This is a genomic window from Achromobacter sp. UBA5777 (genome assembly GCF_002418565.1).
Classification (GTDB): Bacteria; Pseudomonadota; Gammaproteobacteria; order Burkholderiales; family Burkholderiaceae_B; genus Achromobacter; species Achromobacter animicus.
Genome location: NZ_DIEJ01000103.1, coordinates 22,785 through 38,378 on the forward strand (window position 1 = coordinate 22,785; position 15,594 = coordinate 38,378).

A 15,594-nucleotide genomic window follows, 5' to 3' on the forward strand; every position below is an offset into this window, starting at 1 on the left:
AAAGTTCATTCATTTACGTACTTTCGGGAATATAACGGCGACCTTGCCCTCCTAGAATCCTGGGATCAACCCGAGCATTCACCGAGGCGAGAGCACAATGGAACACAAGCCGAACATCGTCTTGATCGTGGCCGACAATCTGGGATGGGGAGAACTTGGCTGTTATGGCGGCGGCGCCCTGCGCGGCGCGCCGACGCCAAACATCGACCGCCTGGCCACCGAGGGCCTGCTGCTGCAGAACTTCAACGTGGAAAGCGACTGCGTGCCCACGCGCTCGGCGCTGATGAGCGGGCGTCACCCCATCCGGACGGGCTGCCTGCAATCCGTGCCGCCCGGCCTGCCGCAAGGGCTTGCGCGCGACGAGATCACGCTGGCGCAACAACTGTCGGGCCAGGGCTACGCCACCGCGCATTTCGGCAAATGGCATCTGGGCGACATCCCCGGCCGCTATCCCAGCGACCGGGGTTTTGACGAGTGGTACGGCATCCCGCGCACCACCGACGAAAGCCAGTTCACGTCGTCGATCGGCTTCGATCCCACGGTGGCGGACATTCCGCACATCATGCAAGGCGAAGCCGGCGGGCCGTCGGAGAACGTCAAGGTCTACGATCTGGACACGCGGCGCGGCATCGACGCCGAACTGGTGGACCGGTCCATCGGATTCATGCGCAAGCATGCCGAGGCGGCGCGCCCGTTCTTCCTGTATCTGCCGCTGGTGCATCTGCACTTTCCCACCCTGCCGCACCCCGACTTTGCCGGGCGCACGGGCGCGGGCGACTTCGCGGACTCCATGGTCGAAATGGACCATCGCGTCGGCCAGATCGTGCAGGCCGTGGACGCACTGAACCTGCGCGAGGACACCGTGTTCATCTTCTGCAGCGACAACGGCCCCGAATACCGCAAGCCTTATCGCGGCACCGCAGGGCCCTGGAGCGGCACCTACCATACCGCCATGGAAGGTAGCCTGCGCGTGCCCTTCATCATCCGCTGGCCGGGCCGCGTGCAGCCGGGTCAGGTGTCCAACGAGATGGTCCACGTGACCGATCTGTACACGACGCTGTCCCGCATTGGCGGCGCAGATATTCCGCAGGACCGGCCCATCGACGGCATCGACCAGACCGACTTCTTTACCGGAGCCAGCCCGAAATCCCTGCGCGAGGGATTCCTGTTCTACATCAAGGGCGACCTGCGCGCCGTGAAATGGCGCGACTGGAAGCTGCACTTCTACTGGGAGCCCGAAGTCAACGAGGGCAAGGGCAAACTGGAATCCCCGTATCTGTTCAATCTGCTACAGGACCCCAAGGAGGAGAGCGACATTCTCATCTTCAACACGTGGGTGCTCGGCCCCATCCTGAAAATGGTGCAGGCGTTCAACCAGTCGTGCGCCGAGCATCCGAACACGCCGCCCGGCAAGCGTGATCCCGGCTGAGCGCAAGACGAATCACCGATAGCAGAGATCAAGGGGAAAACATGAAATTCGCTATCCAATGCTGCGCGATGCTTCTGAGCATCGCCCTGCCCGCCTCGGCCGCCACCGCGGCCGACGGTAATTCTCAATGGCCGGCCAAACAGATCACGTGGGTGGTGGGCTTCGTGCCCGGCGGCACGGCGGACGTACTGACGCGCATCGCGGCGCAGGAGCTGGCGCGCCAGACCGGCCTGAACGTCATCGTGGAGAACCGTCCCGGGGCCTCGGGTGCGATCGCGCTTCAACTGGTCGCGCGCAGCAAGGCCGCCGACGGCTATCTGCTCACCGTGCCAGGACCCCTCATCTACCCGACGCCGCAACCCGACATCGGCCGCGAGCTGGCCCCCGTAATGCTGATGGCGCAAGGCCCCATGGTGATCGTCGGCCCCGCTCGCGGCGCCAAGAACAGCCTGCAGGACGTGCTGGCCGATGCCCGCCGCCAACCTGAAGCCTGGAGCTATGGCAGCTCGGGCAACGGCACCTCGCAGAATCTGGCGGGCGAGTTGCTGAACCAATACGCCGGCACCCGCATCGTGCATGTGCCCTACAAGGGCGGCGGCCAGGCGGTGGCCGACGTTGCCGGCGGACAGATTCCGCTGGCCATCCTGGGATCCGCGCCGGTCATGCCGCAGATCAAGTCCGGCGCACTGAAGGCTTACGCCGTGACGACGCCCTATCGCCTGGACAGCCTGCCCGACGTGCCGACGGTGGAAGAATCAGGGTTCAAGGGCTACGCCGCGACGCAATGGTTTTCGGTGGCGGCCAGCAATGCCATCACCAGCGAACAGCTTGAACCCATCAACGCCGCGCTGCGCGCCGCCGTCGCCACGCCCGCGTTCAAGGCGGCGGTCGACAACGCAGGCATGCTGGCCGGCGGCGGGTCGCGGGAAGACCTGCTGAAATTCATCCAGGCGGACAACGCCAAATGGAAGGCCCTGATCGACAGCGGCGCGGTGAAGCTGGCGAACTGAGCGGCGTGGCGCCTGAATGCGCTAAGGTGTTGGCCTACCACAATCCGCAGCGCTTCAACCTTATCCGCCGCTCACCATGACGCCACCTCTTTCCTCCGCCCACCCCGTCGCCATCGATCCTGATCAGGTGGGCGAATACCCCGCCATGACCAAATCGGGCGGCGGCTATTTCTACGACGACGTCCTGGAATATCGCGTGTGGGTGCACCCGCATGCGGGCGGCGAAGACCTGCATGAGGGCGACGATTACTACTACGCCTTTGACACCTTCGAAGACGCCGCGGCGTTTTCGCAAGACACGCCGGGCGCGGAACGACCATTGGTGTTGGTGCGGCAGTTGGAGTCCATCAACGAGCCTACGCCGGGCGTCTTTGAACACCACACCGCAGAACGCATCACCGAATGGCGCGTGGAATGGCTGGCCGACAGCAAGCGCACCGCGACCTCCATCGCCGACTTCCTGAAAAGCCGCAGCGTCTGACCTGCGCGGGCCTGACGCCTCGGCATCAGCTCATGTACACGCCACCGTTGATGGCGTAGTTGGCGCCGGTGACAAACGCGGCCTCGTCAGACGCCAGCCACACGCACAGCCCGGCCAGATCCTGCGCCGTGCCCAGCCTGCCCACCGGCACGCTTTCGACGATGCGGTCCAGCAGCGCGGGCGGGAAGGCGCGGACCGTGTCGTCGGCGATGAAGCCCGGCGACACCAGGTTCACCGTCACGCCGCGCGCCGCGACTTCCTGCGCGAGCGAGCGCGTGAAGCCGATAACCGCGCCCTTGGCGGTCGCGAAGTTGATCTGGCCGATCTGGCCTTTCTCGGCGGCCACCGACCCGATGTTGATGATCCGCCCCCAGCCGCGGTCCGCCATGCTGTCGACGACCTGCTTGGTGCTGTTGAAGAGCGTGTCCAGGTTGCTGCGCAGAACCGCCGACCAGTCGGCGTGGCTCATCTGCCGAAAGCGCATGTCCAGCATGGAGCCGGCGTTGTTGACCAGCACGTCGATCTGGCCGACCTCGCGCCGAACCTTGGCAAATGCCGCCTCGGTCGATGCCCAGTCGGTGGCGTCGCCTTCCGAGGCAATGAAGTCGTAACCCAGCGACTTCTGTTCCTTCAGCCAGTGATCCTTGCGGGACGAGCGCGGACCGCAGCCGGCGACCACGCGATGGCCGGCGCGATGCAGCGCCTGGCAGATGGCGGTGCCGGTGTGGCCCATGCCGCTGGTGACGTAAGCGATGCGCAAAGCCATGGTGCTTCCTTTCAAAGTCGTGCGGCAGGCGCCGCGGGGAATCAGGCGGCCGCGCCCACCAGGGGGAACAGGCCGAACGCCAGGGCGGCCGCCAGCATCACCATGCAGACCATCGTGGCCCACTTCAGCGCATAGCGCTGGTGGTCGCCGAACTCCACGCCGGCCAGGCCGACGAGCAGGTACGTGGACGGCACGAGCGGGCTGAGCAGGTGAACCGGCTGACCGATCAGCGAGGCGCGCGCCATCTCGACGGGCGTGATTCCGTAGCCTTGCGCGGCTTCGCTCAGGATCGGCAGCACGCCGAAGTAGAAGGCATCGTTCGACATGAAGAACGTGAACGGCAGGCTGACCAGCGCCGTGATGCCCGCCAGATACGGTCCCAGCGCGTCGGGAATGACGGCGAGCAGGCTGCGCGACATGGCTTCGACCATGCCCGTGCCCGACAGGATGCCGGTGAAGATGCCCGCCGCGAAGATCAGCGACACCACCGACAGCACGTTGCCGGCATGCTGCGCCACGCGGCGGCGCTGCTCGGCCAGGTTCGGGTAGTTGATGATCAGCGCAATCGCGAAGGCGATCATGAACAGCACGGGCAGCGGCAGCACGCCCAGCACCAGGCTCACCATCAGCGCCAGCGTCAGGCCGGCGTTCACCCACAGCAGCTTGGGACGGCGCAGGTCATGGTCGACCTCGATCTCGGGCAGATTCTTCGGACCATCTTCGTCGTAGCCGGCATGCAGCGACGCGCCCTCCGGCAGCGCCAGCACACCCAGGCGGCGGCGCTCGCGCAGGCCCAGGAAGAACGCCAGGATCAGGATCGCCACGATGGACACGCCCATCACCGGCACCAGCGGCACGAAGATGTCGCCCGCGTCCACGTGCAGGGCGCTGGCGGCGCGCGCGGTCGGTCCGCCCCATGGCGTCAGGTTCATGACGCCGCTGGCCAGCATCGCCAGGCAGGTCATGGACAGCGCGTTCATCTTCAGGCGGCGGTACAGCGGCAGCATCGACGCCACCACGATCATGTAGGTGGTGGAGCCGTCGCCGTCCAGCGAGATCACCAGCGCCAGCACGGTCGTGCCCACCACGATCTTCAGCGGATCGCCCTTCACCGCGCGCAGAATGCGGCCGACGATGGGGTCGAACAGGCCCGCGTCGATCATCACGCCGAAATACAGGATGGCGAACATCAGCATCACGCCGGTCGGGGCGATCTTGCGGATGCCGTCCAGCATCATCTTGTCGATGCCCGCGCCAAAGCCGCCGAGCAGCGCAAAGATAATGGGGACAAGGATGAGGGCGACAAGCGGCGACAGGCGCTTGGTCATGATCAGCGTCATGAACGTGATCACCATGCCGAAGCCAAGCAGGGTCAGAAGCATGAGGGTTATCTCCAGCTAGTCGTTGTTATGTGTGCCTGCCTCCGGCTGGGGAAGCGGGTACGCAAGACTAGGAAGAAAAGCTGTCTGGAACCTGTCGTTTTTGTTGGCCGCGAGGGGGTCAACTTGCCATGCGACAATCGGCGCTATGCGCATCCTGGTAATCGAAGACGATGAGGATTTGTCCGACGCACTCGTGCGCCGGCTGCGCCGTCTCGGCCATGCGGTCGACAGCCAGAACGATGGCCTGAATGCCGACGGCGTGCTGCAGTACGAGACCTTCGATCTCGTCATCCTGGACATCGGCCTGCCGCGCATGTCGGGCTTTGACATCCTGCACCGGCTGCGCGACCGGGGCAGCAAGACGCCCGTCCTGGCGCTGACCGCACGCATCGACATCGAAGACCGCGTGCACGCCCTGGATACCGGCGCGGACGACTACCTGGCCAAGCCCTTCGATTTCCGTGAACTGGAAGCCCGCTGCCGCGCGCTGCTGCGCCGTCCCAGCCCGCAGGCCACGGGCACCCTGCGCTTTGGCGACCTTGTCATCGACAGCGCGGCACGGCAGGTCACGTTGGCCGGCCGGCGCATCGACCTGCCCAAGCGTGAATTCAGCCTGCTTGAAATTTTGCTGGCCGGCATGAACCGCGCCGTCAGCAAGAGCGAAATCGCGAACAAGCTGTTCGCGTTCGACGACGACGCCGCGCCCAACGCCATCGAGGTCTACATCGCCCGGCTGCGCCGCAAGCTGGAAGGCTCGCCGTTGCGCATCGAGACGCAGCGCGGCACCGGCTACCTGCTGACGGCGGAAGGCACGGACGGCGAGTCCTCGGCCCCGCCGCTACCGTAGCGGCCCGCCACGCCATGCATCGGCCGCGTTCAGAGCAGCCTCGCCGCATTTCCGTGCGCCGCCGGCTGCTGACCGTGCTCGGCGCGCTGTTCGCGGTGGGGCTGGGCGCGATCTACCTGCTGGTGCGCGGCTATGCGCACCAGACCGCCGACACCACTTACGATCAGCTGCTGCGCGCGTCGGTGCTGTCCATGGCCGACAGCCTGCAGCTCGTGCAGGGAGAGTGGCAGATGGACATGCCCTACGCGGCGCTTGCGCTGCTGGAGCAGGCGCCGCGAGACCGCGTGTTCTACCGGGTGGCTTCGGCGCGCGGCGCGCTTATCTCGGGGTACGGCGACCTGCCCGCGCCGCCCGCGCGCGGCAATGCCGACGCCAGCAAGCCGCAGCTCTATGCAACCGAATACCAGGGCGAGCCGGTGCGCGTCGCCTGGATGGAACGCAAGGTAGCCGGCCCGCAAGAAACCGAGACCGCGATCATCCAGGTCGCCCAGACGCGCGAGGCGCGCAACGCGCTGGCCGACCGCATCCTGTGGCAAGGCACACTGGCGTTGATCGGCTTTACCGCCGCCGCGCTGGCGCTGGCGTATTGGGGATTGCAGCGGTCGCTGTCGCCCATCCAGCGGGTCGAACGCGAACTGGCCGGCCGCACCGCATCGGACCTGCATCCCATCGCCGCGCCGGTGCCCGAGGAACTGGACATGCTGGTTCACTCGCTGGATGGCTTCATGGGCCGGCTGTCGGAAAACCTGGACACCCTGCGCCTGTTCATCGCCGAGGCCGCACACCAGCTGCGCACCCCGCTTGCCGCGCTGCATGCGCAGATGGAGCTTGCACTGGACGAGGACGATCCGGCCGAACAGCGGCGCAGCCTCCTGGCCGTGCTGCGCAACGCCGAAAAGCTGTCGCGCCTGGTCAACCAGCTACTCAGCGACGCCAGCGTCATCCACCGCAGCAACGTCCGGCAGTTCCAGCCCGTCGACGTGGCCGAGCTGCTGAGCCAGGCCGTGTACGACACCGTCCCGCAGGCCGATCCGCAGCCCGACGTCCGGCTGCATCTGCCATCCGCCAACGCCGGCAATCCGCCGCGCGTCATGGGCGACAGCCTGATGCTGCGCGAAGCCTTCAAGAACCTCATCGACAACGCCTTGCGCCATGGCGCCAACGACGACGGCCACATCGACGTGCGGCTGGATCCGCACGACGGCGGCTGGCGCGTCACGGTGTCCGACCAGGGGCCGGGAATTCCGCCGGCGCTGGCCAACACGGCCTTCGAACGGTTTGCGCGCGGCCCCAATCCCCGCTCGCCCGGCGCCGGCTTGGGTCTGTCCATCATCAAGCGCGTCGCCGACATTCATGGCGGCACGCTCAGCCTGAGCAATCGCGTGGGCGGCGGGCTGGACGCCGTCATCACCTTGCCCGCAACCTCCCTGCCCGCGAAAGCCGATCATGCGTGACGCCCGGTCCATCCTGCGCGGCCTGGCCGCGATCGCCGCGCTGACGCTGTCCGCGATCAGCCACACCGCCGAAGTGAGCGGCAGCGGCCTCACGCTGGGCCCGGCCGACAGCAGCAACGTGCTGGTCGTGCACGCGTCCAACAGCGTGCAGGTGTTTCGCGGCGTGCTGGAAGACTTCAGCAAACTCAACCCGTCCGTGCGGCTGGAATACACCGAGCTGTCGACGCAGGATCTCTACAGTGACACCGTGGCCCGCGCTGCCAACGCGCCCGGCGTCCCGTCCGGGCCCGACATCGTCATCAGCAGCGCCATGGACCTGCAGACCAAGCTGGTCAACGACGGCTACGCGCGCGTGCACATATCGCCGCAGACGCGCGCCCTGCCCGGCTGGGCCAACTGGCGCGATGAGGTCTTCAGCATCGGCACCGACCCCATCGTGATGGTCTACAACACGCGCAAGCTCGACGCCGTGCGCGTGCCGCACACCCGTCGCGAACTGCTGTCGCTGCTGCAGGCGCCGGACCAGCCGCTCGCCGGGCGCATCTCCACCTACGACGTGCAGGGCAGCGGCATCGGCTATCTGGCGGCCACGCAGGACACGCGGCTGGACAGCATGGCGGGCGCGCTGCTTGGCGCCTTCGGCCGCAACGGCGTGTCCATCCACGAGTCCACCGAACACGCGCTGGACAAGCTGGAAAGCGGCGACGTGACGCTCGCCTACAACCTGCTGGAGTCCTATACCCGGCACCGCATCGACAACGGCGCGCCGCTCGCGATCATCTATCCGCAGGACTACACGCTGATGCTGTCGCGCTCGGCCATCATTCCGAAGCAGGCGCCGCGCGGTGACCTGGGCGCGCTGTTCCTGGACTATCTGCTGTCGGCGCGCGGGCAGGATGCGCTGGCGCGTCAGTCCGGCATGCGGCCGGTCAGCGCATCGGTTGTGCCCGCGGCCGGCGTGCGGCCCGTGGCATTGGGCGTCGGCCTGTTGGTGTACCTGGACCCGCTGAAAAAGCGCCACTTTTTGGACCTGTGGCGCGCGGCGATTTTTCCGCCCCGCTGACACCGCACGCCCATTACGCCTAGCGCAGCGCCACGCTCATGCCCCCGTCGGCCATCACCACAGCGCCCACGATGTAGCTGGCCTTCTCCGATGCCAGGAACGCAATCACCTCCGCGATCTCGCGCGGCTCGGCCGCACGCCGGATCGGCGCGTTCTTGCCGTGCTCGGCCAGAAAGCCCGGACCGTCTGCATGAATGTGGTTGGTGATGTTGGTGACCACGTCACCCGATCCCACGGCGTTTACGCGGATGCCGTGCTCGATCGCCTCCAGCGACAACGCGCGCGTCAGCTGCGCCAGCGCGCCTTTGGAAGCCGCGTAGGCCGCAATGGTCGGAAAGGCCTGGTAGCAGGCGTACGAGCCGACGTTGACGATCGCGCCGCGGCCCGCCGGCACCATCACGCGCATCGCTTCGCGAGAAAACAGGAAGGCGCCCGTGGCGTTCACGGCAAGAATGCCTTCCCAGTCGTCCAGCGTCATGTCGATCACCGGCTTGTTGATGATGACGCCCGCGTTGTTCACCAGGATGTCGAGCCTGCCGAAGCGGTCCATCGCGGTCTTGACGGCCCGTTCGGCGCTGTCTTCCCGCGAGATATCGGCCACCAGGGGTTCGACGCCGGGCCGCGCCAGCGCGCGCACGGCCTCGTCCCGGTCCACCGCCACGACGCGGGCCCCCTGCGCGTGCAGCAGTTCCAGGGTGGCCAGGCCGATGCCGCTGGCGGCGCCGGTCACAATGGCGGTCTGGCCGGAAAAGGGTTGGTCAGAAATAGTCGTTGCCGTCATGGTTCGATTCCTTATGGTTGTACGTTCAATGCGGGCTGGCCGTCGGGCGCACCACCACTTCACTGACGTCCACGTCGTCAGGCTGTTCGATGGCATACGCAATGGCGCGGGCGATGGCGTCCGGATGCAGGGCCACGCGGCGGAACGACTGCATCGCCACGCGCGCGGTGTCGTCGGTAATGGTGTCGGCCAGTTCCGATTCGACGACGCCGGGGCAGACCACGGTCACGCGAATCTTGTCGGTCTCCTGTCGCAAGCCGTCCGAGATCGCGCGCACTGCGAACTTGGTCGCGCAATACACCGCCGCCGTCGGCGACACGGCGAGCCCGCCGATGGAAGACACGTTGATCACCTGTCCGTGTCCCTGGCGCTCCATCCCCGGCAACACGGCGGCGATGCCGTGCAGCACGCCGCGGATGTTCACGTCGATCATCCGGTCCCACTCGTCCACCTTCAGCGAATTCAGCGGCGACAGCGGCATCACGCCCGCGTTGTTGACGATCACGTCCACCTGCCCGTAGGCCGCCTCGGCGCCGCGCACGAAGTCCCGCGTGTCCTCGGCCGACGTGACGTCCAGCGCGCGAAACGCTGCTGTGCCGCCGTTTGCCCGAATCTCTTGCACCAGTGTTTCCAGCCGGTCGGTGCGGCGCGCGCCCACGTACACGCGGTGGCCCTGCGCGGCCAGCAGCCGCGCCGTGGCCTCGCCGATGCCGCTGCTGGCGCCGGTGATCAGCACCACTTTGGATTGCCGGTTCTGAGTCGAAGTCATGGTCACTCTCCAAGTCGTTTACGTAGCTGAAATGCTAAGGATTGCGGCGCCGCGCGCGAATACCTGCGTCTATCGCACCCTTGCCCATTCCTATCGTCGGCCCTGTTCCGCCCCGTTGGGCGCCGGTAGAATGTCCCGCACCGGAACCGAACCACGGATGCCCCATGACGCTGCCGTCCAATCCGCTGTCGCGCGAAATGATTGCCCTCATCGACCGCCTGGCGCCCAACGAGGGTTACAGCCTGTCCGCACTGGATGGCGTGCGCTTCATGCGCTCGGACCGGCCGCTGGGCCGAACGCCGGTGCTTTACGAGCCCGGCATCGTGATCGTGTGCCAGGGCCGCAAGCTCGGCTTTCTGGGCGACGAAACCTACGTCTACGACGCGCAGCACTTTCTGGTGCTGTCCGTGCCCCTGCCCTTTTCCACGGAAACGCAGGCGAGCAAGGAGGAACCGATGCTTGCGGTGTCCATCCGGATGGATCTGGCGACCGTGGCCGATCTGGTGGTGGCGATCGATAACCGCTCGGGCGCAGGTCCCGAAGCCGCAGCAGGCGCAGGCGCCCACAACGGCGACGCGCCGCTCGGCATCGCCTCGACCCCGCTGTCCCATGAACTGGCCGACGCCACCGTGCGCCTATTGCGCGCGCTGTGCCATCCGCTCGATGCGGAGATCCTCGGCCCGGCGCTGGTGCGCGAAATCTGCTTTCGCGTCCTGAGCGGCGAGCAAGGCGGCGCCCTGCGCGCCGCCCTGGCGCATCCGGGCCGCTTCGGACGCGTTGCCCGCGCGCTGCGCCGCATCCATACGGACTATTCCCAGCCGCTGGACGTCACGCATCTGGCGCAGGAAGCCGGCATGAGCGTCCCCGCCTTTCACGTCAATTTCAAGGCGGTGACGCAAACCTCGCCCATTCAGTACATCAAGTCCACGCGGCTGCATCAGGCGCGCCTCATGATGATCCGCGACGGCCTGACCGCCGCGTCGGCCTCGGCCCGCGTCGGCTACGAAAGCGCATCGCAGTTCAGCCGCGAGTTCAAGCGCTTCTTCGGCCGCACGCCTGTGGAGGAAGTGCGCGATATGAAGGCGTCGTTCGCGCTGTCGCCCGCGGCCGCCATCGGCGATTTCGCGTCCCGGCACTGAGGCGGCCGCGGCGCCCCATCGTGTAGCATTCGGCGCACCTGTTGCCACCCTCACGAATCACGATGTCCCACGAGTCCCGCGCCATTGGCCTGCATCACAAGACCGCCCAGCAGATCCAGGATGAGACGCTTGCCGCCATTCATGGCTGGTTCGACAAGCTGGAAGCGCGCGACGACATCGATGCGATCGTGGCGCGCACGCCGCTTCAGGCCGGCATCCACAGCGAGATCCTGCTGGAGTACGAGCCCTCGCGCATCATGTTCGACGTCATGCCCAGCTGGGAGCCCGACGACGAAGACGGTCTGCGCGCCGAAGGCCGTAACGGCCCGCTCAGTCCCGATGCCGTCCAAGAATCGCTGGCGCCCGTGCTGCGCGAGGCCGTCCTTGAACGCATCGCCCGGCTGGCCGGCAAACCGCACCTGGACCACCACTTCCGCTTTCGTGCGCAGTTTCCCACCACCGAGGGCCGTCTGCGCCTGACGCTGGTGGACCACACCGACGAGGCCAAGCAGCAAGGCCTGCGCGAACGCGTCGCGCAATACGTAGACCAGGAAGTGCTGAACGGCGCCCAGCCCACCGGCCGCCTGCACATCAGCCTGCTGTGCCGCCATCTGCTGGACGAACGCCTGTTTCCGAAGTTCGATTACCCCTGGCTGATTGCCGTCTTCACGCGCGTGCTGGCGCTGAACGCGGGCCAGGAGTCGCTGGCCGAGCAGCGGGGCTCCCTCATCCACGCGCTGCGCCGCTGGTCCGAGGAGCAGTATCTGCCGCGTTATTTCGACGTGTCGCAGAACGCCTTCCGCACGAACACCTACACGCGCAAGCCCGGCGCAACGCTGGATGCCAACGACCGCGGCATCGACCTGCTGCTGTACGCGGCAACGCTGATCCTGCGCTTTGAGCCCGGTTATGCGCGGCCGCTTGGCCTGACCTTTCTGGAGCTGGCGCGCGACGTGGGCAGCGCGCGTGCCGAAACCCTGCTTGCCAGCGGCAGCGGCGCCATACCCGCCGATTGCGCGCGTCTGGCGAACGACACCGTCACCTGCGCCGCCAACGACGTGCTTGCCACCGTGTCTATTGCGGTCCGGCAGGAGTCGCCGGCGGCCTACATCCAGGCGCTGGACTTCCTCGCCGGCCTGTTGCGCGCGGGCTTTCCGGCCGGCTACCGCATCGAACTGAAAAGCCGAGCGCGCCATTACCTGCCCATCAAGGGCCTGGCCAAGTCCGACACGCATCGCTTTTTTGCCAATGCCGCGCAGCATCCCGAGGCGCACGATGCGCTGGCGCGCTATGCGCACGCCGCCATCCAGCCCTACGAGTGGTATTCGGATGCGGAGGCCGAAAAGGCCTGCCTGTCCGGCACGTATGCGGCGTTTGCGCTGGGTCTGGCCGACGCCAGCCACTTTGCGCTGCTGCGCCACTACATGGATCTGGTGGACGACGAACATCAGTCAGTACAGGACCGCTTCACCACCGTGTTCCTCGAACAGCACGGCCTGACGCCGCACACCCTTGCCACCGTCGTGACATGCCTGTGCGTCTGCACCGACGGCTTCAAGCCGCCCGCGGGGTTCACGATTGAAGATGCGCCATTGCTTGCGCTGCTGGCTGACGCACTGGCCGCACTGCCCGAGCACCTGAGGGCGCATGTGCGCGAACGGCTGTTCGGATCCGACAAGAAGCTGGCGGCACTGGCGCGCAAGGCGAACGAACCGAAAAAGGCGCTGCTGCTGCAACTGCTGGCGCAATAAGCGCGGCGGTGAGACGCGGCGATGTACAGGGGTTTCACGCCAGTTGAATTTTCCCGGTATCGCCGCATCAACACGCCATTTTCCTTTCGGGCAAGCGCACCAAAATCATCATCGCCCGCAAATTTGCGACGATAATCTGCGCTGGGCCCGCCGCGATCCCCCTACGTTCCCTGCGACGCGCTCTCCGCTTTGATCCGCAGCAGCGGTGCGCCGCCCTGTCTTGCCGGCCGGCGCCACCTACCACCATCTGTGACACGTAGCAGCGATTACGTTTGAACCAGAGTTGGAGGCTCGCCATGCCCGATCATCGAATCGCATTGCGCCGCGCCGTCGAGGCCGTCGACCATCTGACCGACCCCGAACCGCCGTGGCGCGACATCCTGGGCACCGCCCGCGATCTGGTCGGGGCCGACAGCGGCGCGCTCATCGTGTTCGACGCCAGGAACAAGCTGCTGACCCTGACCACCATCGGTTTTTCCGACGCGTGCGTCTCGGATTACCAGGATCACTATTGCAACTGCGACATTGTTGAGCAGGAGGGGCGCAATGCCCCCGCCGGCACCTGGCTGGACACCGCGCGGATGTACGAACCCGCGCAATTGCAACGCACCGAGTTCTATGCGGACTTCATGGCTCGGCATCGCATGGCGCAGGTGCTGTCGCTCATCATCGAATCGAACACCGTGCTGCATGCCGCGATCGGCTTTCAGCGTTCGTCCGTCGACGCGAAGGCGGGCGATCGGCTGCAATCGGGCGACTACGCCCGTTATTTCCGCGTGCTGCGCCACCACTTGTCGCAACGCGAGCGCAACCGCACGATCGGATGGAAATCGCTGGAAAGCGCGTTTTCCGATGTCAACGAAGCCGTGTTGCTGATCAGCGTGGATTGCATCGTCGACAAACTGTCGCCGCTTGCCGTGGGTTTTCTGGACGACGTCAACGGCTGGACGCTACATGGCCGCCGGCTGCGCCACGCGGACGCCAAGGTGCAGCGGCTGTTTGATGCGCACTGTGCCGCCGTGGCGCGTGACGGCCAGATGCGGTCGATGGCCACGGCCTCGGGTTGGGGCGAGCTGTTCTGGGTCGACATCAGCGCCGCGCCGCCTGCGCTCAGCCTCATCGGCGGCCGGATGCTGTTGATGCGAATGCGCAAGAAGAGTGCGTTCGCCATGCCGGACGTCACCAAGCTGCAATCGGTGTTCTCCATCACGCATGCCGAAGCCGCGGTGCTGGCCGGACTGGCCGCCGGTCACAGCGTCGAGGAAGTGGCCACCCTGCGCCACGCCTCGGTCCTGACCGTGCGCAAGCAGGTGGCGTCCTTGCTGACCAAGATGGAGTGCAGCCGCCAATCCGAACTGGTCCGCCTGGCGTCGTTGTTGTAAGCCAGTGCGCCGCCTGGTGTACTCAGATTTGGGTATGCGGCCTGCACCCAGGTGGCCATAAGATGAGCACGAAGGCATGAGACCCGGGCCTCCAAGCGCCTGTCGGGTCACCACCCCGTCTGCGCTCGCGATCCGCAGGCCCGCAAACCGGTGCCTGAGCCCGCCGGACCATGACTCCGCCCATCCGGTCCCGCAGCTGCCCTCGGCCGCGTAGCGCCATCGCGCGCGCCCCGAACGGCACCGGCCCCAACGCTGCGCCCCCACGCACTCCCAAGGAGCCATTCATGAAGCCTGTCCTGCCATTCCGCGCCATCATCCCCGCTGCGCTGGCGGCATTTGCCCTGCTGTCCAGCCCCGCGGGTGCGCAATCCGCCTCAAAGGCGCCGGCCACCGCGGCGCCTTCCTCGGACTTCACGCCCACCCGGGCCGACGTCGAACGCGACCTGGCCGCATGGCGCGAAGCCGGGCTCGAAGAACAATGGGCTGGCGAGGAAAGCCCGAACGTCAACTCGCCCACGTACATCGAGGACTACAAGAAATACGAATCCACCGTCCGGACCGGCGGCATGGGCCAGTCGGCAGCGCAGCCCGCAAGCGGGTCGGAGCGCAGGTGGTGATGTCTGCAACACGATGACCCCGCGCGGCAATGGGGCTGCCTGCCCCGCCGCGCGATGCCATTTGGCAAATAATCGGCGGATCGACTTGCATCTGGTAACGAGCGGGATACCATCCCCCTTTATCCTCCAGCCTCATCCTTATCCGGACCCCGCCTTCCGGCATGACCGACACCCGCTACATCGAAGACCTGCGCCGCCGCTACAACGCGGGCGCCAAACTCAAGTTCGTCAATTTTTGGGGCCATCAGCCCGCCAAGCACGGTGTCACGGCCTCGTGCTTCAGCCAGTGGTACGGCGCGCCCTTCGAGATCGAAGGCCAGCGCTACCCCACCGCGGAACACTACATGATGGCCGAGAAGGCCCGGCTCTTCGGCGACGAAGCGACACGCGCGCTCGTGTTCAAGGCGCCCAACCCCGGCGCGGCCAAGGCCCTGGGCCGGCAGGTCATGGGCTTTAACGACGAGACCTGGCTGGCCAACCGCTATGCCATCGTCGTGCGCGCCAACGAGGCGAAATTCGGCCAGAACCCCGACTTGCGCGAGTTCCTGCTCCAGACCGGCAACCGGGTCCTGGTCGAAGCCAGCCCCGTGGATCGCATCTGGGGCGTGGGCATGGCGCAGGACGACGAACACATCGCCAATCCCAACCTGTGGCGCGGCCTGAACCTGCTGGGCTTCGCGCTCATGCAGGTGCGGGACACGCTGCGGGCCTGATCCTCCGCCG

Annotated in this window: 15 protein-coding genes; 11 read left to right on the forward strand and 4 right to left on the reverse strand. The window is 66.5% G+C overall.

Annotation, left to right across the window (positions count from 1 at the left end):
• The first annotated feature begins 97 nt into the window (after positions 1-97).
• The 3 genes from B3446_RS07375 (at position 98) to B3446_RS07385 (ending at position 2,920) form a co-directional block, all read left to right on the forward strand.
• Positions 98-1,429: an arylsulfatase gene (locus B3446_RS07375; RefSeq protein WP_291379302.1), complete on the forward strand. Its 1,332-nt coding sequence runs from the start codon at positions 98-100 to the stop codon at positions 1,427-1,429.
• Positions 1,430-1,470: 41 nt separating this feature from the next.
• Positions 1,471-2,439 (forward strand): tripartite tricarboxylate transporter substrate binding protein, encoded by a 969-nt coding sequence (locus tag B3446_RS07380; protein ID WP_291379304.1) that lies wholly within the window; start codon positions 1,471-1,473, stop codon positions 2,437-2,439.
• 76 nt (positions 2,440-2,515) lie between these two features.
• Positions 2,516-2,920: a GCN5 family acetyltransferase gene (locus B3446_RS07385; RefSeq protein WP_291379306.1), complete on the forward strand. Its 405-nt coding sequence runs from the start codon at positions 2,516-2,518 to the stop codon at positions 2,918-2,920.
• A gap of 25 nt (positions 2,921-2,945) precedes the next feature.
• Here B3446_RS07385 and B3446_RS07390 read toward each other — a convergent pair whose 3' ends face one another.
• The gene (locus tag B3446_RS07390) at positions 2,946-3,686 is read right to left on the reverse strand and encodes an SDR family oxidoreductase (protein WP_175123047.1); all 741 of its coding nucleotides are present in this window, start codon (positions 3,684-3,686) and stop codon (positions 2,946-2,948) included.
• Between the two features lie 41 nt (positions 3,687-3,727).
• Positions 3,728-5,068: a CitMHS family transporter gene (locus B3446_RS07395; RefSeq protein ID WP_175123048.1), complete on the reverse strand. Its 1,341-nt coding sequence runs from the start codon at positions 5,066-5,068 to the stop codon at positions 3,728-3,730.
• Between the two features lie 145 nt (positions 5,069-5,213).
• Between B3446_RS07395 and B3446_RS07400 the strand changes: the two genes are divergently transcribed.
• Genes B3446_RS07400 through B3446_RS07410 form a run of 3 tightly spaced genes read left to right on the forward strand, consistent with a single transcriptional unit; the run spans position 5,214 to position 8,432 of the window.
• Complete coding sequence (locus tag B3446_RS07400) at positions 5,214-5,915, forward strand: response regulator transcription factor (protein WP_191576827.1); 702 nt, start codon at positions 5,214-5,216, stop codon at positions 5,913-5,915.
• 53 nt (positions 5,916-5,968) lie between these two features.
• On the forward strand, positions 5,969-7,369 hold the full coding sequence (locus B3446_RS07405) for a sensor histidine kinase (RefSeq protein ID WP_409515318.1): 1,401 nt from the start codon (positions 5,969-5,971) through the stop codon (positions 7,367-7,369).
• A complete protein-coding gene (locus tag B3446_RS07410; protein WP_291379312.1) occupies positions 7,362-8,432 on the forward strand; it encodes an ABC transporter substrate-binding protein in 1,071 nt (356 codons plus the stop codon). Before B3446_RS07405 ends, B3446_RS07410 begins: the two co-directional genes overlap by 8 nt.
• A gap of 19 nt (positions 8,433-8,451) precedes the next feature.
• On the opposite strand, the gene B3446_RS07415 is transcribed toward B3446_RS07410, so the two are convergent.
• Both B3446_RS07415 and B3446_RS07420 read right to left on the reverse strand, forming a co-directional pair.
• Positions 8,452-9,213, reverse strand: a complete 762-nt coding sequence (locus tag B3446_RS07415; RefSeq protein WP_191576830.1) for an SDR family NAD(P)-dependent oxidoreductase — start codon at positions 9,211-9,213, stop codon at positions 8,452-8,454.
• A gap of 25 nt (positions 9,214-9,238) precedes the next feature.
• Positions 9,239-9,982 carry an SDR family oxidoreductase gene (locus B3446_RS07420; protein ID WP_191576831.1) on the reverse strand — a complete coding sequence of 248 codons (744 nt, stop codon included), beginning with the start codon at positions 9,980-9,982 and terminating at the stop codon, positions 9,239-9,241.
• 164 nt (positions 9,983-10,146) lie between these two features.
• On the opposite strand from B3446_RS07420, the gene B3446_RS07425 reads away from it, so the two are divergent.
• The 5 genes from B3446_RS07425 to B3446_RS07445 all read left to right on the forward strand — a co-directional run bounded on the left by B3446_RS07425 (position 10,147) and on the right by B3446_RS07445 (position 15,584).
• On the forward strand, positions 10,147-11,121 hold the full coding sequence (locus B3446_RS07425) for an AraC family transcriptional regulator (RefSeq protein WP_291379315.1): 975 nt from the start codon (positions 10,147-10,149) through the stop codon (positions 11,119-11,121).
• Between the two features lie 62 nt (positions 11,122-11,183).
• Positions 11,184-12,872: a DUF6138 family protein gene (locus B3446_RS07430; RefSeq protein ID WP_291379317.1), complete on the forward strand. Its 1,689-nt coding sequence runs from the start codon at positions 11,184-11,186 to the stop codon at positions 12,870-12,872.
• Positions 12,873-13,168: 296 nt separating this feature from the next.
• The gene (locus tag B3446_RS07435; protein ID WP_191576834.1) at positions 13,169-14,254 is read left to right on the forward strand and encodes a LuxR C-terminal-related transcriptional regulator; all 1,086 of its coding nucleotides are present in this window, start codon (positions 13,169-13,171) and stop codon (positions 14,252-14,254) included.
• Positions 14,255-14,538: 284 nt separating this feature from the next.
• Positions 14,539-14,871 (forward strand): DUF4148 domain-containing protein, encoded by a 333-nt coding sequence (locus B3446_RS07440; protein WP_291379320.1) that lies wholly within the window; start codon positions 14,539-14,541, stop codon positions 14,869-14,871.
• 161 nt (positions 14,872-15,032) lie between these two features.
• Complete coding sequence (locus tag B3446_RS07445) at positions 15,033-15,584, forward strand: NADAR family protein (RefSeq protein ID WP_291379322.1); 552 nt, start codon at positions 15,033-15,035, stop codon at positions 15,582-15,584.
• Positions 15,585-15,594 lie beyond the last annotated feature (10 nt).